Consider the following 24,804-nt stretch of genomic DNA (forward strand, 5'->3'; position numbering starts at 1 on the left):
TCTCGGTCACACTTGTTGCATAATCGCCACAATGCGTTGCATACATCCGACGCAATCATGGCTCTAGACGGCGACATGGCTCCGCAGGCACCGACAACAAACCAACCGCTTTTCAGCGAACCCGGCGCTCGTGACGGGCGCCGGCTGCTTGCGCTGCCAGGCGTGATCGCGGTCGTCGGCGCGCTGATGACGGCGGCGATCTCGTTCGCCATCCTCGTTGGCGCCACGCCGATCACACCGAACGAGTCGACTACGCTGGCGTTGATTGCCCTCAACACGGCTTTCGTCCTGTTTCTTATCGCGCTGGTCGGGCGTGAGGTGCACCGCATCCTGATGGCGCGCCGGCATGGCAAGGCCGCTTCGCGGCTGCATGTGCGCATTGTCGCCATGTTCGCCCTGGTTGCCGCCATTCCAGCCATCATGGTGGCCATCATCGCGTCGATCACGCTCGACATCGGCCTCGACCGCTGGTTCGAGATCCGCACCAAGACGATCGTCAATTCATCGCTGTCGATCGCCGACGCCTATGTCCAGGAAAATGCCCGCAACCTCCAGGGCACGACGCTGTCCATGGCCTATGATCTCGATGCGTCGCGCACGCTCTACGGCCTTGATCGTACCGGCTTTCTCGACCTGATGAACAAGGAAGCCGTGGGCCGTTCGCTGGCCCATGCGGCGCTGATCAAGCCGGACGGCTCTTTCGTCATGAGCGCCAAGACCGATACGGATTTCGCCATGCCCGAGCCGCCGGAAGGCGCGGTGGCCAGCGCTACCGACGGCAAGCCGGTGCTGATCGAACCGAAAACGCGCAACATCATGGGTGCCATCGTCAAGCTGCGGGAGATCGAAGGACTCTACCTCTACACCATTCGGCTCGTCGACCCCGAAGTGATCAAGGCAAGGCAGATCGTCAGGTCCAACACCGACGAATATCGGGGGCTGGAAGATAACCGCCGTACCTCTCAGGTGGCCTTCGCGCTGCCCTATCTGTCGTTGACGCTCATCATTATCCTGTCCGCGATCTGGACCGGCATTGCGGTCGCCGACCGTCTGGTGCGGCCCATTCGCCAGCTCATCGGCGCCGCCGACGAGGTCGCGACCGGCAATCTCGACGTCGCGGTTCCCGTCAGGCCTTCGGACGGCGATGTCGCGTCGCTCGGCGATACGTTCAACAAGATGCTTCTCGAACTGAAATCGCAGCGCAATGAGATCCTGTCCGCCAAGGACCTGATCGATGAGAGGCGCCGCTTCTCGGAAGCCGTGCTTGCCGGCGTTACCGCCGGCGTCATCGGCGTCGATCCCTACGGCATCGTCACCATCGTCAACCGCTCGGCCGAGGCGATGCTGGCGATTTCGGCCAGCGCAGCCCTTGGGCAGAATCTTTCCGCCGTGCTGCCGCATGTCGGCCGCGTCTTCGAGATCGGCCGCAAGTCCGGCAAACCCGTCTATCGTGAGCAGGTGACCTTTTACCGCGCCGGTGCCGAGCGGACCTTCAACGTGCAGATCACGATCGAGGCCGGCGACGACGGCTCGGAGGAAAAATCCTATGTGGTGACGGTCGACGACATCACCGACCTGGTTCAGGCGCAGCGCTCGTCGGCCTGGGCGGACGTGGCGCGGCGTATCGCCCACGAGATCAAGAACCCGCTGACGCCGATCCAGCTCTCGGCCGAACGTATCAAGCGCCGTTACGGCAAGGTGATTACCGAGGACCGCGAGGTTTTCGACCAATGCACCGACACCATCATCCGTCAGGTTGAGGATATCGGCCGTATGGTGGACGAATTCTCGGCGTTCGCGCGCATGCCAAAGCCCGAGATGAAGGCGATAGATCTGCGCGAATCGCTGCGTGAGGCCTCGTTCCTGGTCGAGGTCAGCCGCGCCGACATCACTTTCGAGCGGATTTTCGGCACGGAGCCGCTAAAGGGCACTTTCGACAGCCGCTTGATGGCGCAGGCTTTCGGCAATGTGATCAAGAACGCCGCCGAGGCCATCGACGGATTGGAACAGAAGGACGGTTCGCACGGCATAATCCGGATTCAAGCCGGGCGCCAGAATGGTGCGATTCGAATCGACGTCATCGACAATGGCAAAGGCCTGCCGCGCGAGAATCGCCAACGGCTGCTCGAGCCCTACATGACCACACGCGAGAAGGGCACCGGACTTGGCCTCGCTATCGTCAAGAAGATCGTGGAGGACCATGGCGGCAGGCTGGAACTACACGATGCTCCAGCGGACTTCCACGATGGGCGCGGCGCGATGATCAGCATCATCCTGCCGCCTGCGGCCGCAACGGCTCCGCGCGGCGAAAGCAGGGCGGAAAACGAAAGAGAAACTGAAAAGGTCGGTAATGGCGTCTGATATTCTCATCGTCGATGACGAGGAAGACATCCGTGAACTCGTCGCGGGCATACTGAGCGACGAAGGTCACGAAACCCGCACGGCATTCGATGCCGACAGCGCGCTCGCTGCTATAGCTGATCGCGCGCCGCGGCTGATTTTCCTCGATATCTGGCTGCAGGGCTCGCGCCTGGACGGGCTGGCGCTGCTCGACGAGATCAAGACCATGCATCCGACCTTGCCGGTGGTGATGATTTCCGGCCACGGCAACATCGAAACGGCGGTCTCCGCCATCCGTCGCGGCGCCTATGACTTCATCGAAAAGCCGTTCAAGGCCGACAGGCTGATCCTTATTGCCGAGCGTGCGCTGGAGACCTCGAAATTGCGGCGCGAGGTTTCCGACCTCAAGCTGCGCAGCGGCGAAACCTTCGATCTGATCGGCATGTCGTCGGCGATGAGCCAGTTGCGCCAGACCATCGAACGCGTCGCGCCGACCAACAGCCGCGTGATGATCATCGGACCGTCTGGCTCGGGCAAGGAACTGGCCGCGCGCGCCATCCACACGCTGTCGGCGCGCAAGAGCGCACCTTTCGTGACGCTGAGCGCCGCCAACATCACGCCCGAGCGCATGGAGATCGAGCTGTTCGGCACCGAATCGAATGGCGTCGAGCGCAAGGTCGGGGCGCTGGAGGAGGCCCATCGCGGTATCCTCTACATCGACGAGGTGGCCGACATGCCGCGCGAGACGCAGAACAAGATCCTGCGCGTGCTGGTCGAGCAGCAGTTCGAGCGGGTAGGGGGAACCAAGCGGGTCAAGGTCGATGTCCGCATCATCTCCTCGACCTCGCAGAACCTCGAAGCGATGATTGCCGACGGGCGTTTTCGCGAGGATCTTTACCATCGCCTCGCGGTGGTTCCGGTCATCGTGCCGGGATTGGCCGAGCGGCGCGAGGATATTCCCTACCTCGTCGATAATTTCATGAAGCAGATCGCCCGCCAGGCCGGCATCAAGCCGCGCCGCATCGGCGACGACGCGCTGGCCGTGCTGCAGGCGCACAACTGGCCGGGCAACGTTCGCCAGCTGCGCAACAATGTCGAGCGCCTGATGATCCTTGCGCGCGGCGACGACGTCGATGCGCCGATCACCGCCGACCTGTTGCCGGCCGAGATCGGCGATGTCATGCCGCGCACGCCGAATCAATCCGACCAGCACATCATGGCGCTGCCGTTGCGCGAAGCGCGTGAGCAGTTCGAGAAGGATTACCTGATCGCCCAGATCAACCGGTTCGGCGGCAACATCTCGAAGACCGCCGAGTTCATCGGCATGGAGCGCTCCGCTCTGCATCGCAAGCTGAAGTCGCTGGGCGTCTGAGCGCGACATATCCAGCCGCCGCGCCCGGGCCGAGCATTTGCCGGTTACGGCGGCGGTGGAATCGCATAAGAAAGCCCCGAGAATATCTAGAGGTTGCCCATGCCGCGCATTGCCTATGTCAACGGGCGCTATGTCACGCACGCCGATGCCGCCGTCCATATCGAGGACCGTGGCTATCAGTTCGCCGACGGTGTCTATGAGGTCTGCGAGGTGGCGCGTGGTTTCATCGTCGACATGCCGCGCCATCTGTCCCGGCTGAACCGCTCGCTGACCGAATTGTCGATCGCCTGGCCGGTCACCTCCCGCGTGCTGCCACTCATTCTGCGCGAGGTGGTCAATCGCAACCAGGTCGCCAATGGCCTGGTCTACGTGCAGGTGACGCGCGGCGTGGCCAGCCGCGACTTCGCCTTCCCTTCCGCCGACACGAAGCCGGCCCTGGTAGTCACCGCCAGGAAGGCCGACGCAGCGGCTGGAGCGAAGCGAGCCGAGACCGGCATCGCGGTCATCACCGTGCCGGAGAACCGCTGGGACCGCGTCGACATCAAGACCGTCGGGCTGCTGCCCAATGTATTGGCCAAGCAGAAGGCCAAGGAAGCCGGTGCGCAGGAAGCCTGGTTCGTCGACGATGAAGGCAACGTAAAAGAAGGCGGCTCGTCCAATGCCTGGATCGTCACCCGGGACGGCGTCCTGGTCACCAGGCCGGCCGAGCACGGCATCTTGCGCGGCATCACCCGCACGACCATGTTCGAAGTGGCGGCCAAGCTTGGCCTGAAGATCGAGGAGCGCGGCTTTTCCGTCGCCGAGGCCAAGGCGGCACGCGAGGCGTTCATCAGCTCCGCAACGACAATCGCCATGCCGGTGGTGAGCATCGACGGCGATACGGTCGCCAACGGGCACCCCGGCTCAATAACACTTTCCTTGCGGCAGGCCTTTTTTGACATTGCGGAAAAAAGTCCAGCCTGATAACCGCACAGGTGGAATGAACATCAATATATCTCGTTCTGCTTGTCGTTACTGACGACAAGACGGTGTTTGCGAGCTTGACATGCGCCCGTTAATTTGGCGCATTGGCTTGCAAACCGAAGGGGATCGGCGAAAGACAAGAACAATGGCGGAACGATCGCAAAACCTTCAGGACCTGTTCCTGAATTCAGTTCGCAAGAGCAAGAACCCGCTCACCATCTTCCTCATCAACGGCGTGAAGCTGACCGGCGTGGTCACTTCGTTCGACAATTTCTGTGTCCTGCTGCGCCGCGACGGTCACTCCCAACTCGTCTACAAGCACGCCATTTCCACGATCATGCCGAGCCAGCCGGTTCAGATGTTCGATGGCGAGGAAAGCCAGGGCGCCTGATTGGCACGTGAGAAAGACGCGGACGCCACCGGTCGCGGAAAACCAACACATCATCCCGGGACGGAAGCCAAGGGCCCGACCCGGGCCGTTGTCATTGTGCCCGTCCTTACCCGCCACCAGCGCAACGACGACGAGACCAACCGTCCTCGGTTGATGCGTTCGGCTGATGCTCGTCATGACGAGGCAGTTGGCCTTGCCCGCGCCATCAACCTCGACCTGGTCCACACTGCGGTGGTTACCATCAACGATCCGCGCCCGGCGACGTTGCTCGGCAGCGGCAAGGTCGCCGAATTCGCCGAAATCGTCAAAGAGGGACACGCGGAGGTGGTCGTCGTCGACCATCCGCTGACCCCGGTGCAGCAACGCAATCTGGAGAAGGAGCTGAACGCCAAGGTGCTGGACCGCACCGGGCTGATCCTCGAGATCTTCGGCGAGCGCGCGCGCACCAAGGAAGGCACGCTGCAGGTCGAGCTCGCCCATCTCAACTACCAGAAGGGCCGCCTCGTGCGCAGTTGGACCCATCTGGAGCGCCAGCGCGGTGGCGCCGGCTTTCTCGGGGGCCCCGGCGAAACGCAGATCGAATCCGACCGGCGGCAGTTGCAGGAAAAGATCATCAAGCTGAAGCAGGAGCTGGAAACGGTGCGGCGCACGCGCGACCTGCACCGCGCCAAGCGCAGGAAGGTGCCGTTCCCGGTGGTGGCGATCGTCGGCTATACCAACGCCGGCAAGTCGACGCTGTTCAACCGGCTGACCGGAGCAGACGTGCTGGCGCAGGACATGCTGTTCGCTACGCTCGATCCGACGCTGCGCCGCGTGCGCCTGCCACATGGCACGCCGATCATCCTCTCCGACACTGTCGGTTTCATCTCGGACCTGCCGACGCATCTGATCGCGGCTTTCCGCGCCACCCTGGAAGAGGTAGTCGAGGCCGATCTCGTGCTTCATCTGCGCGACATTTCGGATCCGGACACGGCCGCCCAGGCCGAAGATGTCGAGCGTATCCTGGCCGACCTCGGTGTTGACGCCGGCGACGCCAAGCGGGTGATCGAAGTGTGGAACAAGATCGACCGGCTCGACGAAGGCAACCGGACCCGGCTGCTTGCCGACGGCGCCGATGCCAACAAGGCGCCGCCGATCGCGGTGTCGGCGGTGACCGGCGAGGGCATCGATGCGCTGAAGGCGATCATCGAAACGCGGATGGCGGGCGAACTCGAAGACCTCACCGTGACGATCGAGCCGGCACAGTTCGGCCTTGTCGACTGGCTTTACCGCAATGGCGATGTCGTTTCGCGAAGCGACAATGATGACGGCAGCGCCACCATCTCGCTCAAGGCCACGCAAAGCGCCCGCGAAGAGATCGAAAGCAGATTGCGTCGTAAAAACAACGGCTAATGTAACTTACTTCGCGGTCTTTGCTTCCTGCCAGAGCGCTTCCATCTCGGCCAGATCAGCCTTGTCCAGCGTGTTGCCGGCTTTTCCCAGTGCCTGTTCGACATAATGGAAACGCGAGCGGAATTTTTCGTTGGTGCCGCTCAGCGCTGCTTCGGAATCGAGCTTGAGATGACGGCCGAGATTGACGACGGCAAACAGCATGTCGCCGAACTCGTCTTTGATCGAGGCGGTGTCGCCTTTGGCCAGTGCCTCGCGCAACTCGCCGATCTCTTCCTCGATCTTGTCGAGGATGGGCGCTGCCTCGCTCCAGTCGAAGCCGACGCGGGCGGCTTTCTCCTGAAGTTTCAGTGCCCGGGTCAGCGCGGGCAGGGCGACCGGCACGCTGTCCAAAAACCCCTTGCCGTTGTCTTCGGGATCGAGACCGCGGGCGAGGCGAGCGCTTCGCTTCTCAGCCTTCTCTTCGGCCTTGATCTTTTCCCACATGCCCTTGGCCATGCCGGCGCTGCGGGCTTTCTCGTCACCGAAGACATGCGGATGGCGGCGGATCATCTTCGTCGTGATGGCTTGCACCACGTCAGAGAAGGCGAATTCACCGGCTTCCTCGGCCATTTGCGCGTGGTAGACGACCTGCAGCAGAAGATCGCCGAGCTCGTCGCGCAGATCGTCGAGGTCGCCGCGCGCGATGGCGTCCGCCACCTCATAGGCTTCCTCGATCGTATAGGGCGCAATGGTCGAGAAATCCTGTTCGATGTCCCAGGGGCAGCCAGTCTTCGGCGCCCGCAGCGCCGCCATGATCTCGATCAGGCGCGAAATGTCTTTCGATGGCGTCATCTAGAGCTATTCCAGGAAAAGTGTGAAACGGTTTTCTGTCCGGAATTGCGTCAAAACAGTCTATCGGATGCTATCCCGCGACCGGCCGCGCGGCCAACGCTGTCAGCCGGCGCGGGAGCCTTGTCCACAGATGAGCCGCGTCAATCAAGAACCGAAACGATCGCCTTGGCGAGTTCGTCCATGCCATCCTCGGGCAGGCCGGCGACATTGATGCGGCTGTCGCCGACCATGTAAATGCCGTGCTCGGCACGCAACCGCTCGACCTGTGCTTCCGTGAGGCCAAGGCGGGAGAACATGCCGCGATGGCTGGCGACGAAGTCGAAGCGGTCGGAATTGGACTGCCGGCGCAACGCTTCGGCGAATTGCACCCGAAGCCTGAGCATGCGCAGCCGCATCTCTTCGAGCTCGGCTTCCCAGTCGGCGCGCAAGGTGGCGTCTTCGAGCACGATGCGCACGACCGCCGCACCATGGTCCGGCGGCATCGAATACATGGCGCGCGCCGCCGACAGCATCTGGCTCATCGCCACATCCGCCTGTGCGCCGTCCCTGGCCAGGATCATCGCCGCGCCGACGCGGTCGCGGTAGACAGCAAAATTCTTCGAGCAGCTCGACGCCACCACCATCTCCGGAACTTTCGCCGCCAGCAGGCGCAAGCCGAGGGCATCGGCCTCGAGGCCATCGCCAAAGCCCTGATAAGCGATGTCGACGAAGGGCAGCAGCTCGCGCTCGACGACCAGATCGGTAACGGCTGCCCACTGTGCCGCATCCAGATTGGCGCCGGTCGGGTTGTGGCAGCAGCCATGCAGCAACACGGCGTCGCCGCTCTTTGCGGTCCGCAGGGCCACCAGCATGTCGTCGAAACGAACGGCGCCCGAGGCGGCATCGAAATAGGGGTACTCGCGGATCTGCAGGCCGGCGGCGCGCATCACCGGCATGTGGTTCGGCCAAGTCGGATCCGATAGCCAGATGGTTGCATCCGAGCGCGTCCGCTTCAGCAGTTCCGCCACCAGCCGCAGCGCGCCGGAACCGCCGGGCGCCTGTGCGGCGCGGATGCGTGTCATGTCAGCGCCTGGACCGAAGGCGAGCCTGGCCATCACTGTGTTGAAGCCGGTATCGCCGGCAAGGCCGAGATAGGTCTTGGTGTCCTGACCCTCCAATAGCCGCTTTTCGGCTTCGCGCACGGCGCGCATGACCGGCGTCTTGCCGTCGCGATCCTTGTAGACGCCGACGCCGAGGTCGACCTTGTCGGGGCGCGGATCGGCGCGATAAAGGCCGATCAGGGCCAGGATCTTGTCGGCGGGGGCGGGCTGCAGGGCTTCAAACATCGATACGGCTCCAATGGCGGCGGAGTGATACGCAAATCGGTCACGTTTCGCCAGCGGTTTTAGCTGGGTGATCCAGCCCTAGACGGGGGTGCTGGGAAGCCTGCTCTGCACGCTCCTGTGATGTGGACGGGGTTTGATGCGGAACCCATTGATGCGCGTGGGAAAATGACCAGCCGGCATTAACAGCGCCACCACGCCATCGTCCGCGTCGGCATGAGCGCTTCTGTGCGCAAATTTCGGCTTTGCCACGGCCAGTGGTCAGCCCCCACCGTGCCTGTCTTTCACAGCCTGCCGCAACAGATAGGCGACCGCGCTCAGCACCATCAAGGCCAGCCCGAACCATGTCAGGGCATAGGCCAGATGGTTGTTGTGGAACGAAACCACCGTCAAGCCGCCGACCGGCCACCCTCCCGGATTGGGCGTGGCATCGGCATCGATGAAATAAGGAGCGACCTGCCCGAGGCCTTGCGTCGTGGCGATCGCCTGCACATCGCGCGAATACCAGCGGTTGGCGGCCGGATCGTTGGTACGCAGGAAGCCGCCTTTCGGTTCGCTGATGCGCAGCAGGCCGTGAATTCCGGTGTGATCGCCCGAGGGCTTGCCTGCGAGGCGGGTTGCCGGATCGCGCTTGTCCGTCGGCACGAAGCCCCTGTTCACCAGAATCGTGAAGCCATCATCCGCTCGGAACGGCGCCATTACCCAGAAGCCACCGCCGAGATCGGTGACCGCCTGGACCAGGGTCTCGCGATCACCGAGAAACCGGCCTGGAACGACGAGGCGGCGATACTCGTCATCCCTGGCGTTGATCGCTGGCCAGGCCGAAGGCGCCGGGGCGGCCACAGGTACTGCCTTGAGACGCTGGTCGACACGCTCGATCAGGTCGAGTTTCCAGACGCGGCGCTCCAGCTGCCAGACACCAAGCGCCGAAAGGCCGGTGATGCCGATGGCCCCGCAAAGGCAAAGCACCAACAGCGTCCATGGTGAACGCGTAACCCTTTGGCCGTCGCCTGTATTCGAATGCGGTGTCGTCCGTGCCTGTTCGTCCAAAGCCAGGTCCCTCTCTCAGGGTATCTGACTCATGTCATGGCCGGGCATCATGTTGACGTTCAGATGGTACATGACCCAGAGTGAGCCCGTCAGCGCGATCACCACCAGGATGAGGGTGAAGATCAGGGCCATCATGGTCCAGCCGTTCTCCGACCTGGTGTTCATATGCAGAAAGAACACCATGTGGACGATGATTTGCACGACGGCGAAGGCCATGATGGCAATCGCCGACGCCATCTGATTGCCGAGCGCGTTGGTCATGACCAGCCAGAAGGGAATGGCGGTCAGCACGACCGACAGGCCGAAGCCTGTCAGATAGCCGCGCAGCGAGCCGTGATCGACGCCGTGATGCGCGTGGCTCTGGTCGCTGGTGTCTGTGTGGTGGCCGGCGCTCATCGCAACATTCCCATCAGATAAACGAAAGTGAAGACGCCGATCCAGATGACGTCGAGGAAGTGCCAGAACATGCTCAGGCACATCAGGCGCCGCTGGTTCGCGGCGATCAGCCCGTGCCTGGAGACCTGCACCATCAGCACCACCAGCCAGATCAGGCCGAAGGTGACGTGCAGGCCGTGCGTTCCGACCAGCGTGAAGAACGACGACAGGAAGCCGCTGCGCTGCGGCGTCGCCCCCTCGTGGATGAAATGGGCGAATTCGTAGAGTTCGATGCTGAGAAAGGCGAGACCGAACAGGCCAGTGATCACCAGCCACACCTGCATGGGTTTCACCCGTCCCTTCGCCATCTCCAGCATCGCGAAGCCGTAAGTGATGGAGGACAGGAGCAGCATGGTGGTGTTCAGCGCGACCAGCGGAAGATCGAACAGGTCCTTCGGCGCGGGTCCGGCCGCGTAATTGCCACCGAGCACGCCGTAGACCGCGAACAGCATCGCGAAGATGAGGCAGTCGCTCATCAGATAGATCCAGAAGCCGAGCATGGTGCTGCTGCCGCTCTCGGCATGGCCGTGGTCGTCTTCCAGGTGGAAGACCGTGTCGTCGATCACCGTGTCGGCGTGTGCCATGGTGCTTATCCCGCCTGGCTGGTGGCTGCGAGCAGGCGTGTCCGCTCGTCCTCGACGCGGGTGACGTCACTGGACGGAATGTGGAAGTCCCGGTCGCAGTTGAAAGTATGCGCGATGGCGTAGCCGATCAGGGCGACGAAGCTGACGATCGCCAGCCACCAAATGTACCAGATGAGCGCCATGGCAAGCACCACGCTCAACCCGGCCAGGACGACGCCGGCTCCGGTGTTGCGCGGCATGTGGATGTCGCGGAAGCCCGTCAACGGACGCTGGTAGCCGCGATTCTTCATGTCCGTCCAGGCGTCGAGATCGTGGACGACCGGCGTGAAGGCGAAATTGTAGGCCGGCGGCGGCGAGGACGTCGCCCATTCGAGCGTACGCCCGTCCCACGGATCGCCGGTATCGTCGCGAAGCTGCTCGCGCCGGCGCACGCTGACGAATATCTGGATGAGGAAGGACAGGATGCCAAGCAGGATCAGGAAGGCGCCGAAGGCGGCGATGATGAACCAGATCTGCAGCGAGGGATCCTCAAAGGTGCGCAGCCGGCGCGTAACGCCCATCAGGCCAAGGATGTAGAGCGGCATGAAGGCGAACCAGAAGCCTACCACCCAGAACCAGAAGGACATCTTCCCCCAGAACGGATCGAGCCGGAAGCCGAATGCCTTGGGGAACCAGTAGCTGATGCCGGCAAACAGGCCGAACAGCACGCCGCCGATAATGACGTTGTGGAAATGCGCGACCAGGAACAGGCTGTTGTGGAGCACGAAGTCGGCCGGCGGAACCGCGAGCAGCACGCCGGTCATGCCGCCGACCACGAAGGTCAGCATGAAGGCGACGGTCCACATCATCGGCAGTTCGAAGCGGATGCGGCCGCGGTACATGGTGAACAGCCAGTTGAATATCTTGGCGCCTGTCGGGATCGAAATGATCATCGTTGTGATGCCGAAGAACGAGTTGACGCTCGCTCCCGATCCCATGGTGAAGAAGTGATGCAGCCAGACCAGGTAGGACAGGATGGTGATGACGATGGTTGCGTAGACCATCGATGTGTAGCCGAAGAGCCGCTTGCGGCAGAAGGCCGAGGTCACTTCGGAGAATATGCCGAAGGCCGGCAGGATCAGGATGTAGACCTCGGGGTGGCCCCAGATCCAGATCAGGTTCACGTACATCATCGGATTGCCGCCGAAGTCGTTCGTGAAGAAGTTGGTGCCGACATAGCGGTCGAGAGCCAGCAGGGCCAGCACCGCCGTCAGCACCGGGAAGGCGGCGACGATGAGCACATTGGTGCAGAGCGCGGTCCAGGTGAAGATCGGCATTCTCATCATGGTCATGCCTGGCGCGCGCATCTTGACGATGGTGCAGACCAGGTTCACGCCCGACAGCAGCGTGCCGACGCCCGCCACTTGCAGGGCCCAGATATAATAATCGACACCGACATCGGGACTGTAGCCGATACCCGACAGCGGCGGATAGGCAAGCCAGCCGGTGCGGGCAAATTCGCCGACGAACAGCGACATCATGACGATGACCGCGCCGCCGACCGTCATCCAGAAGCTGAAATTGTTGAGGAACGGAAACGACACGTCGCGCGCGCCGATCTGCAGCGGGACGACGAAATTCATCAGGCCCGTCACCAGCGGCATCGCCACGAAGAAGATCATGATCACGCCGTGCGCGGTGAAGATCTGGTCGTAGTGATGCGAATTGAGGTAGCCTTCCGAACCGCCGAAGGCCATCGCCTGCTGGAGCCGCATCATGATGGCGTCGCTGAAGCCGCGCAGCAGCATGACGATTCCGAGCACCATGTACATCACACCGATGCGCTTGTGGTCGACGCTGGTGAACCATTCGCGCCACAGATAGCCCCAGAGCTTGAAATAGGTCAGCGCGCCGACGAGGGCGATGCCGCCCAGCGCGACGACTACGAAGGTCGCGACCACGATGGGTTCGTGCAGCGGCAGCGACTCGAGCGTGAGCCGGCCGAAGATCGCCTTGAGAAGAGCAGGATTGTCGAACATGTCTTGCGTGGCGCCTCAGGAGTTGAAGGGCGACCGAAGCGTGCCGGTTGCGGAAGGTGACGGCAGTCGGATCGACAGGGGCGGTGGCCGTTGCAGACCAGCGCCGACTATCGGCGTCGAGGTCATCGGCGTGGCGGATTGATCAGCCTTCGAAGCGGCCAGTGCTTCTTCGGTCGTGCATATGCTGGCGACATAGAATGGGGCAGGGCCGAATATCGTGCCGCGCCGGGCGAACTTGTCATACAGCAGCGGCAGGGTGTTGCGGATGCCGGCCATTCCCAGCCCGCCCTTGGCATCGATCTGCGACATCTCGCTCATGCACATCTTGCCGGGCTCGACGCACATGTTGAGGATCGCCTTGTAGAGATCGGCATCCACCGCCGCATAGTGGCGCACGGGTTGGTTCTCGCTGGGCTGTTCGAGCTCCAGATAGCCGTTTCGGTCGAGCTTGCCGCCGCCGTCCTTTGCCTTCGCGATCCATGCCTGGAAACCGGCATCGTCTAGGCCGTGGAACGCGAAGCGCATTCCCGAGAAGCCGGCGCCGCTGTAGTTGGCGGAGAACCCTTCATAGTCGCCGGACTTGTTTATGACGGCGTGCAGCCTGGTTTCCATACCCGGCATCGCATAGATCTGGCCGGCCAGTGCTGGAATGTAGAAGGAGTTCATCACCGATGCGGAGGTGATGCGAAAGCTGATCGGCCGGTCGACCGGCGCAGCCAGTTCGTTGACCATGGCGACGCCGTACTCCGGATAGATGAACAGCCATTTCCAGTCGAGCGCGACGACTTCGACCTCAAGCGGGCGCACGTCCGGCGGCAGCGGCTTGCCGGCCGCTACACGTCCGATCGGACGATAGGGGTCGAGCAGATGAGTGCCCATCCAGGTCACTGCGCCCAGGCAGATGATGATCAGAAGCGGCACAGCCCAAATGACGAGTTCGAGGTGGGTCGAGTGGTCCCAATCCGGCTCGTAGCGCGCCTCGCGGTTGGACTGGCGGTATCGCCAGGCAAAGAATATGGTGAGAGCCATCACCGGTATGATGACGATCAGCATCAGTGCCGTGGACACCATCAGCAGGTCGCGCTGCTGCGCGGCAACGTCGCCGGCAGGGTTCATGACGACCATGCTGCAGGAGCCGAGCGATGCCAGCAGGGGCAGCAGGAAAAGGGTACGGAGACGGCTCAATGTTTGACCTGTCGGTTGTTCCCCCCAGTGCTAGCCGTACCGCGGCAATGAAGGCATTGGACAATTTGTCCAATGCCGCAATGACGCGGCAGGCGTCATCAAAGCACCTGGCCCGCGCACATGGCAAGCGATCGTATGAGACCGCGGCGGGGCGACGGAGAATGCTGTGAGCCCAACTTCGAAGATCGAAGCCGACGCAAGACGGATAAACGCGCGCCATCATGAGGTGAAGCCCGGCGAAATCGCCGTTGGCGTCATCATCGGCAGGACGTCGGAATTCTTCGACTTCTTCGTCTACGCGATCGCTTCCGTCATCGTTTTTCCGAAGCTCGTATTTCCTTATGCCGACCCGTTGACCGGCACGCTCTACTCCTTCGCCATCTTCGCGCTTGCCTTCATCGCGCGGCCGATCGGGACGGCGATCTTCACCGCGCTCGACCGCGCCTACGGCCGCAGCGCCAAGCTCACCATCGCACTGTTCCTGCTGGGGACCTCGACCGTGTCGATCGCCTTCGTGCCCGGTTACGACCAGATCGGCCCGGCTTCGGCCTGGCTGCTGGCCATGTTCCGGATCGGTCAGGGACTGGCGCTGGGCGGGACATGGGATGGACTTGCCTCGCTGCTGGCGTTGAATGCGCCCGAAAAGCGCCGCGGCTGGTATGCGATGATCCCGCAGCTGGGCGCACCACTCGGGCTCATCGTTGCCAGCGCCCTGTTTGCATATTTCGTCGGCAACCTGTCGGCCGAAGACTTCTTCAGCTGGGGTTGGCGCTACCCGTTCTTCGTCGCCTTCGCTATCAATGTCGTCGCCCTGTTCGCACGGCTGCGCATCGTGGTGACGCCGGAATACACCAAACTGTTCGAAGGCCAGGAACTGGAGCCGACTTCCGTCCGCGAGACGTTGCGCGCCGAAGGGCGCACTGTCGTGCTCGGCGCCTTCGCGCCGCTGGCGAGCTTCGCCCTGTTCCACATGGTGACGGTGTTTCCTCTGTCCTGGATTTTCCTGTTCACGCGCGAGGGACCGGCCCGGTTCCTGGTCATCGAGACGATCGGAGCCTTCTTCGGCCTGGCGGCAATCGCGATCTCGGGCTTCGTCGCCGACCGGGTTGGGCGCTGGCCCTTGCTAGGAGGCTCGGCGGTGGCCATCGCCGTTTTCAGCGGTTTCGCGCCACAGCTGCTCGATGGCGGCTTCGTCGGAGAGTCCGTCTTCATGGTATTGGGCTTCGTCCTGCTCGGCCTGTCGTTCGGCCAGTCTTCAGGAGCACTCGCCTCGAACTTTTCAAAGACCTACCGCTATACAGGTGCTGCGCTGACCTCGGACCTCGCCTGGCTGTTCGGCGCCGGCTTCGCCCCCATAGTCGCCCTGTTCCTGTCCGCCCATTTCGGGCTGATCTCGTCAGGCGCCTATCTGTTGTCGGGAGCGCTGTGCACGTTGCTGGCGCTGAGGCTCAACCAGCGCCTGGATCGGACGCCCGCTTGAGTGACCTGCTTGGCCAGGGCTGGGGACCTCCCGGCCCAATGACTCTGCACGACAAGACCAACAAACAGAATTTCCTGCTTCTGATCCAACTGCGCTGGATCGCGGTCGGTGGTCAGATCGTGACGATCCTGTTCGTCCGCTACGCGCTTGGCATCGGCCTGCCGCTGGTGCCGATGGCGGTGGTGATCCTGCTGCTGATCGCTCTCAATGTCGCCAGCCTGCGCCGGCACAGCAGCCAGGACGCTATCACCAACACCGAGCTGTTTCTTGGACTGCTGCTCGACGTCACCGCGTTGACGGTCCAGCTTTACCTGAGCGGCGGCGCATCCAATCCCTTCATTTCGCTTTACCTGCTCCAGGTCATCCTGGGCGCGGTGCTGCTGGAGACATGGTCAGTCTGGGCGCTGGTCCTCATTGCAAGCACGTGCTTCATCGCGCTGACCACCTTCTACCGTGAGATCGGCCTGCCCGCTGCACACGGTGCCGGGCTGTTCGGCCTGCACATCCAGGGCATGTTCATCTGTTTCGTCCTGGCGGCAACGCTTCTGGTGCTGTTCATCACCAGGGTCCAGAACAACATCCGCACCCGCGACGCCCATCTTGCGGATTTGCGCCAGCAGTCGGCGGAGGAGGCTCACATCGTCAGGATGGGCCTGCTCGCCTCCGGTGCCGCGCATGAGCTCGGCACGCCGCTGGCCACGCTTTCCGTCATCCTCAACGACTGGCAGCGCATGCCGGCTCTCGAGGCCGATCCGAATCTAGCGCAGGAAATCCGGGAGATGCAGGGCCAGTTGGACCGTTGCAAGAAGATCGTTTCGGGTATCTTGATGTCGTCGGGCGAATTGCGCGGCGAAGGCACGGTTCGCACCTCCGTCGACGCCTTCCTGGCGGAGCTGGTGGCCGAATGGAAGTCGACCCGGCTGCCGCAAGGCTTCGAATACACCAAGCGTTTCGGCGCCAACCAGGAGATCGTCTCCGATCCTGCGCTCAAACAGGTGATGTTCAATGTACTGGACAACGCACTTGAAGCGTCGCCTCTATGGGTCGGGTTGATCGTCAGCCGCCACGCGGACGATCTTATCGTCGAAGTTGTCGACGCGGGACCGGGATTTGAAGAAGCCATGCTTGCTGAATTCGGCAAGCCCTATACGTCGACCAAGAACCGGCCAGGTAGCGGGCTCGGCCTGTTTCTGGTCGTCAATGTCATCCGCAAGCTGGGGGGTACCGTCACCGTAAGAAATAGAACCGAGGGGGGAGCTTCGGTTACGTTGCATCTGCCGCTGGCTGCTCTGTCTCCACGAGGGCACAATGCCGACTAAACGCACGCTGTTGATCGTCGAGGACGACATCGCCTTTGCCAACGCACTGCGCCGGTCTTTCGAACGGCGTGACTACGAAACGCATAGCTGCCGGAGCGTCGACGGCGTGCATGCGCTGATCGGCACCGTTGCCTTCCAATATGCCGTCGTCGATCTCAAGCTTGCCAGCGGCTCGGGCCTGGAATGCGTCAGGGCGCTGCACGAGCATGGTCCTGATATGCGGATCGTCGTGTTGACCGGCTTTGCAAGCATCGCCACCGCTGTCGAGGCGATCAAGCTCGGCGCCTGCCAGTATCTTGCCAAGCCCGCCAACACCGACGACATTGAAGCCGCTTTCGGCCAGGTCGAGGGCAATGCTTCGGTGCCGCTCGCCGAGCGACCAACCTCGATAAAGAACCTCGAATGGGAGCGCATCCACGAAATGCTGGTGGAGGCCGACTTCAACATTTCCGAGACAGCACGACGGTTGGGCATGCACCGCCGGACGCTGGCGAGGAAGCTGGAGAAGAGGCGTGTGAAGTAGGCACGATCTACTGCATTCCAGTCGCCACATTGGGCCCACTGCCGCCATTCCTGCCGTCGATGCACCGATGGAAATCACCCGCACAACGATTCCGGGAGCTTGTATTTCTCGGCTTCATGCGGTTCCAGGGATAGCCGCTCGATGCTGGAAGGCGCAGGGTAGAGGCGAACGATGTCCTCAAAGGGAAAAAATTGGCAGGGCAGGGATTAAAATCCCCACATGCTCCGTAAACAGGACATGAAACCGTCGATGCCACGCTTTGACATCATAGGACAACTCGGTTCGCTGCGTCGCTATGCGCGCTCGCTGACGCGGGACAGCACCGACGCCGAGGATCTTGTCCATGACGCGCTGGTGCGTGCCTATGAGCGGCGCAGCACGTTCCGCTCCGGCGGAAACCTGCGCGCGTGGCTGCTGTCGATCGTCCACAACACCTTCATCGACAAGATGCGGTCCCGCAAGTCCGAAGCGTCGCGCGTCGAACAGGCTGGATACCTAGCCGACGGCAGCACGCCGGCACCACAGGAACATTCGGTGCGCCTGGCGCAGGTGCGCGAGGCTTTTTTCAGCCTGCCGGAAGAACAGCGTTCAGCGCTGCACCTCGTCGCCATCGAAGGCCTCTCCTATCAACAGGCCGCCGATGCCAGCGGCGTGCCGCTCGGCACGCTGATGTCGCGCATCGGCAGGGCGCGCGCCGCACTGCGCGAGATGGAGGAGCCGGCGAAGGCAAAAAACCATCTCAGGATCGTTGGAGGCCCGTCATGACCGCAACTGTCGATCCCGTGACCGATATCGACCTCGACGCCTATGTCGACGATCAGGTCGACGTCACCCGCCGCATCGAGGTCGAAGCATTCTTGTCCGCTCGCCCGGAGGCGGCGGCGCGCGTGATGTCGGATCTCAGGACCCGCGATGAACTGCGCGTGGCGCTTGCCGGTTCCGCAGGTTTGGCCGGCTCCAAGGGCATGGCGCGGCCCGCGACCGCCGATGCCGCGCGGCGGCTGGAGAGGGGGCTTGCCCGCGGCCGGCTCTTCGGCGTGTTGCAGCGCGCGGCGGCGGTCGCCGGCTTCGTCGCCGCCGGCTGGCTGGCAAACGGCATCATCGGGCCGATGTCGGTGACCAAGGTCGTCGCCTCGCCGCAGCCGCCCGCCTATGTCGACGAGGCGGTGCAGGCCCACAGGACGACGCTGGTGCGCGAGAGCATGCCCTCGCAGCCGGAAGCGCCCAATTACAACGCCGGCGAAATCCGCGCCGCCACTGCCATCGTCATGCCGTCGCTGCCGACGGATTGGAGGGTGCGCGACGTGCAGATCTATCCGTCGCGCTTTGGGCCGAGCGTCGAGATGGCGGTCGAGACGAAAGACATGGGGCTGGTGTCGCTGTTTGCGATCCGGCCCGGAACCTTCGACGTCGTCAAGCCGACGATAGCGCCCTCGGGCGACATTTCGTCGGCCTATTTCCAGATCGGCGATGTCGCCTATGCGGTGGTCGGACGAAGCGAGGTTCACGACCTCGACCGCGCCGCCGAGACGCTTGCCAAGACGCTTTACTGATCGATCCACAAAGGAGAACGCAAATGAACACCCCCAATCTGGGATATCGCGCCGGCGCCGGCGCCCAAACCGGAGCCATCTTCGACGAGGGCCTGCGCCAGCATATGCTGCGCGTCTACAACTACATGGGCGTCGGCCTTGTGGTCACCGGCCTCGTCGCCTTCATGATCTCATCGACGCCGGCGCTCTACGTGCCGATCTTCTCCAGCCCGCTGAAATGGGTGGTGATGCTGGCACCGCTCGCCTTCGTCATGTTGTTCTCGTTCAAAATGCAGACCATGTCGGCGGCGAGTGCCCAGGCGATGTTCTGGGCCTTCTGCGCGGTGATGGGCCTGTCGCTCGCCTCCGTGTTCCTGGTCTTCACCGGAACCAGCATCGCGCGCACCTTCTTCATCGCCGCCACCATGTTCGGCGCCACCAGTCTCTACGGCTACACGACAAAGCGCGACCTGACCCAGTTCTCGTCGTTCCTGATCATGGGCCTGATCGGCGTGGTGATCGCCAGCATCGTCAACATCTTCCTCGGCTCGACCGCGCTGCAGTTCGCCATCTCGGTGATAGGCATCGCCGTGTTCATCGGCCTGACCGCCTGGGATACGCAGACGATCAAAGAACAGTATGCCGAGAATTTCGACGCGGAATCGCGCCAGAAACTTGCCGTCTTCGGCGCCTTCTCGCTCTATCTGAATTTCATCAACATCTTCCAGCTGCTGCTGAATTTTACCGGCGAACGCGAATAACAACTATCCGCTGTGGGCAAGAGCGAGGGTTTTTGCTCTTGATGCGGAGAGGTGGCCGGAGGGAGATCCTCCGGCCACAATTCGTTCCTGCAGAACCAGGCTACACCTTGAGTCCCCAAGAGCTTTTGCTAGTCTGCCCACCGCGCCGGCCTTCAACAACGACCCGCGAGGAAATGTGGCACAGGACAGCCAAAGGCTTCATGGCGACGGCATCTCGGCGACCATTGTCGCGCAGGGCGCCGAACTGATTTCGCTGCAAGACGCGCACGGATTTGAGTTCCTGTGGCAGGCGGGGCCGGAATGGCGGCGGCACTCGCCGGTGCTGTTCCCGATCGTAGGGCGGCTGGCGGGCGATCATCTGCGCCATCGCGGCCGGACCTATTCAATGACGCAGCACGGGTTTGCGCGCGACAAGCCGTTTGCCTGGGGGCGGAAGGGGCCGCGATCCTGCACGCTGGTGCTCACTGACGACGCCGACACCTGGGCGCGCTATCCATTCGCCTTTCGGCTTGAAGTGACCTATACGCTGGTCCGCCAGCAGCTTGATGTGACTTTCGACATCTCCAACACCGGTGATGAGCTCCTGCCGGCATCGATCGGGGCGCACCCGGCATTCAATTGGCCCTTGCAGCCGGATTTGGCCAAGACGGATTACCGGCTGATCTTTGCCGGTGATGAGCCGGCGCCGATCCGCCGCCTTAAGGACGGACTGCTGCTGAAAACGCCACAGCCGACGCCTGTCGAAGGCAACATACTCCCGCTCTCCGAACGGCTGTTTGACGAGGACGCCGTGATTATGGACCAGATCGCCAGCACCAGCGTGCGTTATGCCGCCGAGCGTGGCCCGGCTCTGGAGATGTCCTGGCAAGGGGTTCGGGAGTTGGGCGTCTGGTCAAAGCCGGGCGGCGCGCCATTCCTTTGCATCGAACCTTGGCACGGCCTTGCAAGCCCGGTGGATTTCGATGGTGATTTTGTCGACAAACCAGGCCTGATGCTGGTCGCGCCGGGGGCAAAGCGCGTGATGAGCTATCAGATACGGCTGCTATGACGTTCCTGATCGGCAGATCCAGTCACGCCGGGAGTGCCCTATGAAGCTGCATTTCAGCCGCAATCCCAATCCTCGATTGGCGGTCGCGGCGGCACTCCATCTCGACGCGAAAGTCGAATTTGAATTCGCCTCGCCCTTCGCTCCGGGGCAGGCGGAGAAATATCGGCCGTTAAATCCCAATCTCTCACTGCCCATCCTTGTGGATGATGAGGGAAAGAGCCTCTGGGAGGCAGACGCCATAGCCTGCAGGCTCTCGCGCGACGCGCATTCGGATTTCTGGCGCACCGGCGATGACGAACCCGAGATGATCCGCTGGCTGAGCTGGGGCAAGGAGCACTTCGCACTCGCGTGCGACACGGTGCATTTCGAACGTGGGACCAAACAGCGGTACGGCATCGGCCCGATCGATCAGAAGCGGGTGGAGGAGGGCCTAAACCAATTCCATACGGCCGCGGCAATACTCGACGCCGTGCTTGCCGAGCGGCAGTGGCTGGTCGGGAATTCGGTTTCCTATGCCGATTTTCGAATGGCGACCTTTCTGCCGTTCAACGATGCCGCCAGATTGCCGCTCGACGATTATTCCTCTGTCAGCCGCTGGTACCGTCGGCTTGAAGACATCGGCGCCTGGCGTGACCCTTTCAAGGGGATGGATGCACCCGAATTGCCGCCGGTGCCGCAAACGGCTGTCGCGGACCAGCGGTGAGAACGCGCGCGAAGAGCCGCGCAGCAGGCCGAGTCTACCAAGGCAATGATGTGCGGGGGATCGGATGAATATCTATGTCCTGAGTGTGGTCGAAGGACAGGAATGGGTCCTTCCTCGACAGGCGGACGACTACCAGCTGTTTTCGACGCTCTGCGGCCGGAAGCAGACACAATGGCATCCGCCCGGGATGGAGATCCTGCGCGAACACGACGACGGTACGTTCCGGCAATATTCAGATTTTCCATGGCTTGGCGAGCATGTGCTCATCCTGCGGGCGAGGGCGTTGAAGTTGCTTCGGCCAACCCTCGAACCGTACGGTGAATTCCTGCCGCTTCGTGCTGACGAGCCAATATCGCTCTGCAATGTCACCACCGTGATCGATGCGCTGGACGAGGAACGTTCAAAGATCGTTCGCTTTGACGATGGCGGCATAATGGTGATCGAAAGCCTCGTCCTTCGAGCGGACGCAATCGGCGGTACCGAGATATTCAAGCTGCCCGAGCGTGCGGACGGGGTGCGAATATCCGATATCTATCTGCAGGAGACGATCGTACGCCGGATCGGGGAGCTTGGGCTCAAGGGCATTGCTTTCAACTTGGTCTGGAGCGACGAGCCGGTCGGACAAGGCAGGATCGAATACCCAGGTGTGGAAAAGGGCATTTCAACCGCAAGCTCGCTCACGCGCTTTTGGGCAGGTCTGCGGCGGAGAGCAGGATTTTGACGTCAAACCTGCCGGACGACGGTGCCGACCACATTGACGAGAAGGCGCGCGGCGGTCAGCGCTGACAGGTCGTCAATGTCAGCCGGAGGATAGAACTCGACAAGGTCGAACCCTGCGATCCGGGCCCGTCTGCCGAGGCCGGCGATCAGGTCGATCACCTCCATGTAGGTGAGGCCGCCGGGTGTACGCGCCGCCACGCCCGGCATGATGCTTGGATCAAGGCTGTCGCAGTCGAGGGTGACGACAACCCGCGCGCCTTCCGGAATATGCCGGAGCGCGGCTTCGACGCCCTGAGCGTGAACCTCGCGGGCGGTCACGAAGCGACTGCCATAGCGCCGTGCCGCTTCGATCTCGGTGATGCGTGCGCTGCCAACGCTGCGCAGGCCGACTTGCACCATGCCTGCGACATGCGGCATCTCGCTCGCCCTGCGCATCGGGCTCGAATAGCCGTAGCGTTCGCCATGCACCTCGTCGCGCCAGTCGATATGGGCGTCGATCTGCAGGACCCAGACCGGCCCGTGCTCCGCAAAGCCGGAGAGGAAGGGAATGGTCATGGAACAGTCGCCGCCGATCAGGATCGGCACGGCCGGCAATACCAGGATTTCGCGCGTTTTTGCCTCAATCCTGACCCTGTTGCCGGCATTGTCATGCATGGTGGTCAAGATATCGCCGACGTCGATGCAAGAGGCCGGCTTGCCGTCGAACAGCGGGCCGCCGAGATCGAAATTCCAGTGCTCGACGAGCGCGGCATCGTCCTGGCTCGCAGTTCGGATGGCATCCGCCGCCAAGGCATGGCCGCGGCTGTCCTTGCCGGGATAAGTGCTGCCGTGACCGGCTCCGAAGATCACTGCGCGGGGCATGTGGCCATCTGTCAGGCGATCGGGAAAGCCGAGAAAGGGAGGCGAGGGTGTCATGGCTTGATGGATCCTGATGATGGCTTAGCGCACGCCAATCGGTTGCGTCTAAGTCAAGCGCCTCGGCTTCAGCTTTGTGGGCCGATTGGGTAAGCCCAATAAACTCTAAAACAATCGAGATCGATCACCCACCTGGTGTTTCAAATTTGGGCCAATGGGACATTGGCGGTGGCATGGGCCGATCTCGAGGCGACATTGCGCTGCCGACGAGGACGTTGGCGGTTTGGATCGGCAGGCGCGATCCCGAAATTTCCAGTGCGTGACGAGAATGAACCTTGGCTGGTCGCCTGGTAGCGGAACCAGGCGAGGTTCACGTTGTTACCACAGCGGGCGACTACCGGTTGCCGGATTCGGAGTCATCGTTTCATGACCAATGGTCCATTGCCTGAAAACGTTCTGGTCTCGCTTCCCAAGATCGATGCAAAAGCGGCGCCGACGCTCAAAAATGCCGAGGCGGAGGTATTTTACACGGAAGCAATCCGCGAGCTTACCGCCACCGACATACCCTTTCTGGTCGCCGGGACTTACGCGGTAAGCGCTTATACGGGTGTCACCCGCCAGACCAAGGACCTCGATATTTTCTGCAAGGCAGGCGATTACGCGCGGATCCTCGCCCATTTCAAGCAGCTTGGATATGCCGTCGAAATCGAGGATGACCGGTGGCTCGGCAAGGTGTTCAAGGGCACGCATTTCTTCGACGTCATATTCGGCTCGGCCAACGGCACGGTGCCTGTTGGCGACCTGTGGCTGGAACACGCCCGCCAAACAGAGCTGTTGGGCAGCAGGGTGCGGATCATCGGCCCGACCGAACTCATCTGGTCCAAATGCTTTATCCAGGACAGAGGGCGACACGATGGCGCCGATATCGCTCATACGATTCTCAAGGCGGGCGATCAGATCGATTGGCACCGGCTGCTTTCTTATCTGGAGGTTCATTGGGAGGTTCTGTTGATGCAGCTTATCAATTTCAGATGGATCTATCCGAGCGAGCGCGATCATATCCCGGCGTGGCTGCTCGATGAATTGCTCGACCGCCTCGCCAAGCAACGGCAGTTGCCGTCTCCAAGGATGAAGATCTGCCGTGGGCGGCTGCTTTCGCAAACCGATTACGAAATCGACGTCAAGGAATGGGGCTTCGCCGGCGTCGGTGGTGTGGGAGAATTCCGTGATGGCTGATCCCGTCAAGAGCAGCGGGCCCAAGGACGGCGCACGCGCGCTCAAAGTTGCCGCGGTCGGGGATCTCCATGTGCGGGAAGATGCGCAAACCTCGTATCGAAACCTCTTCGGCGAGATTTCGAGCGAAGCGGACATTCTCGTTCTCACGGGAGATCTGACCAATCTCGGCAAGCCTCGTGAAGCGGAGATGCTGGCCGAGGATCTGCGCAACTGCTCGATCCCGGTCGTGGCGGTGCTCGGCAATCATGACTACGAGTCTGGTGCGGTGGAAGACGTCACGAACATCCTGCGCCAGGCGCATGTTCATCTCCTCGACGGGCAGGCAGTCGAAATCGAAGAGGTGGGTTTTGTCGGCGTGAAGGGATTCATAGGCGGCTTCGGGTCACGCATGCTCGGCTCATTCGGTGAACCGGCCATCAAAACGATGGTCGCCGAAAGCGTGAACGAGGCAATGCGACTTGAAAACGCGATGCGCCAGGTGCGGGCGAAGCGCACGCTGGTGATCCTCCACTATGCGCCGATTGCCGACACAGTCGCGGGAGAACCGCCGGAGATATTTCCATTTTTGGGCTCTTCACGCCTGGCGGAGACGATCGATCGATTCCAGGTTAGTGCTGTCGTGCACGGTCATGCACATCGCGGTTCTTACGAAGGTCAAACGCCTGGCGGAGCCAAGGTCTACAACGTCGCCATGCATGTGACCAAGCCAAGCGGCCGCCCCTACGCCTTGCTCGAAATCTGACG

24 protein-coding genes are annotated in these 24,804 nt (G+C 62.2%); 16 read left to right on the plus strand and 8 right to left on the minus strand.

The annotated features are described in order from the left end of the window. Nucleotides 1-75 precede the first annotated feature (75 nt). The 5 genes from NKI21_RS13665 to hflX all read left to right on the plus strand — a co-directional run bounded on the left by NKI21_RS13665 (nt 76) and on the right by hflX (nt 6,458). Complete coding sequence (locus NKI21_RS13665; protein WP_023812027.1) at nt 76-2,361, plus strand: sensor histidine kinase NtrY-like; 2,286 nt, start codon at nt 76-78, stop codon at nt 2,359-2,361. Continuing rightward, nucleotides 2,351-3,712, plus strand: coding sequence for a nitrogen assimilation response regulator NtrX (gene ntrX, locus NKI21_RS13670; RefSeq protein WP_023812026.1), 1,362 nt, complete (start codon nt 2,351-2,353; stop codon nt 3,710-3,712). The genes NKI21_RS13665 and ntrX overlap by 11 nt, the downstream gene beginning before the upstream one ends. Before the next feature lie 99 nt (nt 3,713-3,811). Continuing rightward, nucleotides 3,812-4,675, plus strand: a complete 864-nt coding sequence (locus NKI21_RS13675; protein ID WP_023812025.1) for a D-amino-acid transaminase — start codon at nt 3,812-3,814, stop codon at nt 4,673-4,675. A 145-nt stretch (nt 4,676-4,820) separates the two neighbouring features. Further along, the gene (hfq, locus tag NKI21_RS13680) at nt 4,821-5,066 is read left to right on the plus strand and encodes an RNA chaperone Hfq (RefSeq protein ID WP_006202172.1); all 246 of its coding nucleotides are present in this window, start codon (nt 4,821-4,823) and stop codon (nt 5,064-5,066) included. Further along, entirely contained in the window at nt 5,067-6,458 is a 1,392-nt protein-coding gene (hflX, locus tag NKI21_RS13685) for a GTPase HflX (protein WP_352865934.1), read from the plus strand. A gap of 6 nt (nt 6,459-6,464) precedes the next feature. Here the strand turns inward: hflX and mazG are convergent, their stop codons facing one another. From mazG to cyoA, 7 genes are all read right to left on the minus strand, one after another. Continuing rightward, nucleotides 6,465-7,289, minus strand: a complete 825-nt coding sequence (gene mazG / locus NKI21_RS13690) for a nucleoside triphosphate pyrophosphohydrolase (RefSeq protein WP_023812023.1) — start codon at nt 7,287-7,289, stop codon at nt 6,465-6,467. Between the two features lie 140 nt (nt 7,290-7,429). After that, a complete protein-coding gene (locus tag NKI21_RS13695; RefSeq protein ID WP_352441530.1) occupies nt 7,430-8,614 on the minus strand; it encodes an amino acid aminotransferase in 1,185 nt (394 codons plus the stop codon). Nucleotides 8,615-8,872: 258 nt separating this feature from the next. Next, nucleotides 8,873-9,580, minus strand: a complete 708-nt coding sequence (locus tag NKI21_RS13700; RefSeq protein WP_031213493.1) for an SURF1 family protein — start codon at nt 9,578-9,580, stop codon at nt 8,873-8,875. 96 nt (nt 9,581-9,676) lie between these two features. Then, nucleotides 9,677-10,057, minus strand: a complete 381-nt coding sequence (gene cyoD / locus NKI21_RS13705) for a cytochrome o ubiquinol oxidase subunit IV (RefSeq protein WP_128304458.1) — start codon at nt 10,055-10,057, stop codon at nt 9,677-9,679. Further along, entirely contained in the window at nt 10,054-10,680 is a 627-nt protein-coding gene (gene cyoC / locus NKI21_RS13710) for a cytochrome o ubiquinol oxidase subunit III (RefSeq protein WP_023812019.1), read from the minus strand. The genes cyoD and cyoC overlap by 4 nt, the downstream gene beginning before the upstream one ends. Nucleotides 10,681-10,685: 5 nt before the next feature. Beyond that, nucleotides 10,686-12,698, minus strand: coding sequence for a cytochrome o ubiquinol oxidase subunit I (cyoB, locus tag NKI21_RS13715; protein WP_352865940.1), 2,013 nt, complete (start codon nt 12,696-12,698; stop codon nt 10,686-10,688). A gap of 15 nt (nt 12,699-12,713) precedes the next feature. Beyond that, complete coding sequence (cyoA, locus tag NKI21_RS13720) at nt 12,714-13,883, minus strand: ubiquinol oxidase subunit II (protein ID WP_352441528.1); 1,170 nt, start codon at nt 13,881-13,883, stop codon at nt 12,714-12,716. A 166-nt stretch (nt 13,884-14,049) separates the two neighbouring features. Between cyoA and NKI21_RS13725 the strand changes: the two genes are divergently transcribed. The 9 genes from NKI21_RS13725 (at nt 14,050) to NKI21_RS13765 (ending at nt 21,970) form a co-directional block, all read left to right on the plus strand. Then, nucleotides 14,050-15,363 (plus strand): MFS transporter, encoded by a 1,314-nt coding sequence (locus NKI21_RS13725; protein ID WP_023812016.1) that lies wholly within the window; start codon nt 14,050-14,052, stop codon nt 15,361-15,363. Between the two features lie 38 nt (nt 15,364-15,401). Continuing rightward, nucleotides 15,402-16,682 (plus strand): ATP-binding protein, encoded by a 1,281-nt coding sequence (locus NKI21_RS13730; RefSeq protein ID WP_502896763.1) that lies wholly within the window; start codon nt 15,402-15,404, stop codon nt 16,680-16,682. Beyond that, nucleotides 16,672-17,205, plus strand: coding sequence for a response regulator transcription factor (locus NKI21_RS13735; RefSeq protein ID WP_352441526.1), 534 nt, complete (start codon nt 16,672-16,674; stop codon nt 17,203-17,205). The genes NKI21_RS13730 and NKI21_RS13735 overlap by 11 nt, the downstream gene beginning before the upstream one ends. A gap of 249 nt (nt 17,206-17,454) precedes the next feature. Next, the gene (locus NKI21_RS13740) at nt 17,455-17,970 is read left to right on the plus strand and encodes a sigma-70 family RNA polymerase sigma factor (protein ID WP_236383399.1); all 516 of its coding nucleotides are present in this window, start codon (nt 17,455-17,457) and stop codon (nt 17,968-17,970) included. Next, nucleotides 17,967-18,758 (plus strand): anti-sigma factor family protein, encoded by a 792-nt coding sequence (locus NKI21_RS13745; protein WP_127294473.1) that lies wholly within the window; start codon nt 17,967-17,969, stop codon nt 18,756-18,758. The genes NKI21_RS13740 and NKI21_RS13745 overlap by 4 nt, the downstream gene beginning before the upstream one ends. Before the next feature lie 23 nt (nt 18,759-18,781). Next, nucleotides 18,782-19,498 (plus strand): Bax inhibitor-1/YccA family protein, encoded by a 717-nt coding sequence (locus NKI21_RS13750; protein ID WP_352865945.1) that lies wholly within the window; start codon nt 18,782-18,784, stop codon nt 19,496-19,498. Nucleotides 19,499-19,673: 175 nt separating this feature from the next. Beyond that, nucleotides 19,674-20,546 (plus strand): aldose 1-epimerase family protein, encoded by an 873-nt coding sequence (locus NKI21_RS13755; RefSeq protein WP_352865951.1) that lies wholly within the window; start codon nt 19,674-19,676, stop codon nt 20,544-20,546. Between the two features lie 40 nt (nt 20,547-20,586). Beyond that, nucleotides 20,587-21,249: a glutathione S-transferase family protein gene (locus tag NKI21_RS13760; RefSeq protein WP_352630641.1), complete on the plus strand. Its 663-nt coding sequence runs from the start codon at nt 20,587-20,589 to the stop codon at nt 21,247-21,249. A 64-nt stretch (nt 21,250-21,313) separates the two neighbouring features. Next, nucleotides 21,314-21,970 (plus strand): imm11 family protein, encoded by a 657-nt coding sequence (locus tag NKI21_RS13765; RefSeq protein ID WP_352552062.1) that lies wholly within the window; start codon nt 21,314-21,316, stop codon nt 21,968-21,970. 2 nt (nt 21,971-21,972) lie between these two features. Here the strand turns inward: NKI21_RS13765 and NKI21_RS13770 are convergent, their stop codons facing one another. Next, a complete protein-coding gene (locus NKI21_RS13770) occupies nt 21,973-22,884 on the minus strand; it encodes an agmatinase (protein WP_352865955.1) in 912 nt (303 codons plus the stop codon). A 366-nt stretch (nt 22,885-23,250) separates the two neighbouring features. Here NKI21_RS13770 and NKI21_RS13775 point away from each other — a divergent pair, with 366 nt between their 5' ends. Further along, the gene (locus NKI21_RS13775; RefSeq protein WP_023812007.1) at nt 23,251-24,060 is read left to right on the plus strand and encodes a nucleotidyltransferase family protein; all 810 of its coding nucleotides are present in this window, start codon (nt 23,251-23,253) and stop codon (nt 24,058-24,060) included. Then, a complete protein-coding gene (locus NKI21_RS13780) occupies nt 24,053-24,802 on the plus strand; it encodes a metallophosphoesterase family protein (protein WP_023812006.1) in 750 nt (249 codons plus the stop codon). The genes NKI21_RS13775 and NKI21_RS13780 overlap by 8 nt, the downstream gene beginning before the upstream one ends. Nucleotides 24,803-24,804: the final 2 nt, after the last annotated feature.

This window comes from Mesorhizobium sp. M0715 (assembly GCF_040320355.1).
Classification (GTDB): Bacteria; Pseudomonadota; Alphaproteobacteria; order Rhizobiales; family Rhizobiaceae; genus Mesorhizobium.

Coding starts and splice junctions, on each gene's coding strand:
- NKI21_RS13665 (WP_023812027.1), top strand. CDS start 76: ATGGCTCCGCAGGCACCGACAACAAACCAACCGCTTTTCAGCGAACCC.
- ntrX (WP_023812026.1), top strand. CDS start 2,351: ATGGCGTCTGATATTCTCATCGTCGATGACGAGGAAGACATCCGTGAA.
- NKI21_RS13675 (WP_023812025.1), top strand. CDS start 3,812: ATGCCGCGCATTGCCTATGTCAACGGGCGCTATGTCACGCACGCCGAT.
- hfq (WP_006202172.1), top strand. CDS start 4,821: ATGGCGGAACGATCGCAAAACCTTCAGGACCTGTTCCTGAATTCAGTT.
- mazG (WP_023812023.1), bottom strand. CDS start 7,289: ATGACGCCATCGAAAGACATTTCGCGCCTGATCGAGATCATGGCGGCG.
- NKI21_RS13695 (WP_352441530.1), bottom strand. CDS start 8,614: ATGTTTGAAGCCCTGCAGCCCGCCCCCGCCGACAAGATCCTGGCCCTG.
- cyoD (WP_128304458.1), bottom strand. CDS start 10,057: ATGAGCGCCGGCCACCACACAGACACCAGCGACCAGAGCCACGCGCAT.
- cyoC (WP_023812019.1), bottom strand. CDS start 10,680: ATGGCACACGCCGACACGGTGATCGACGACACGGTCTTCCACCTGGAA.
- cyoB (WP_352865940.1), bottom strand. CDS start 12,698: ATGTTCGACAATCCTGCTCTTCTCAAGGCGATCTTCGGCCGGCTCACG.
- NKI21_RS13730 (WP_502896763.1), top strand. CDS start 15,402: ATGACTCTGCACGACAAGACCAACAAACAGAATTTCCTGCTTCTGATC.
- NKI21_RS13735 (WP_352441526.1), top strand. CDS start 16,672: ATGCCGACTAAACGCACGCTGTTGATCGTCGAGGACGACATCGCCTTT.
- NKI21_RS13740 (WP_236383399.1), top strand. CDS start 17,455: ATGCCACGCTTTGACATCATAGGACAACTCGGTTCGCTGCGTCGCTAT.
- NKI21_RS13745 (WP_127294473.1), top strand. CDS start 17,967: ATGACCGCAACTGTCGATCCCGTGACCGATATCGACCTCGACGCCTAT.
- NKI21_RS13750 (WP_352865945.1), top strand. CDS start 18,782: ATGAACACCCCCAATCTGGGATATCGCGCCGGCGCCGGCGCCCAAACC.
- NKI21_RS13760 (WP_352630641.1), top strand. CDS start 20,587: ATGAAGCTGCATTTCAGCCGCAATCCCAATCCTCGATTGGCGGTCGCG.
- NKI21_RS13765 (WP_352552062.1), top strand. CDS start 21,314: ATGAATATCTATGTCCTGAGTGTGGTCGAAGGACAGGAATGGGTCCTT.
- NKI21_RS13770 (WP_352865955.1), bottom strand. CDS start 22,884: ATGACACCCTCGCCTCCCTTTCTCGGCTTTCCCGATCGCCTGACAGAT.
- NKI21_RS13775 (WP_023812007.1), top strand. CDS start 23,251: ATGACCAATGGTCCATTGCCTGAAAACGTTCTGGTCTCGCTTCCCAAG.
- NKI21_RS13780 (WP_023812006.1), top strand. CDS start 24,053: ATGGCTGATCCCGTCAAGAGCAGCGGGCCCAAGGACGGCGCACGCGCG.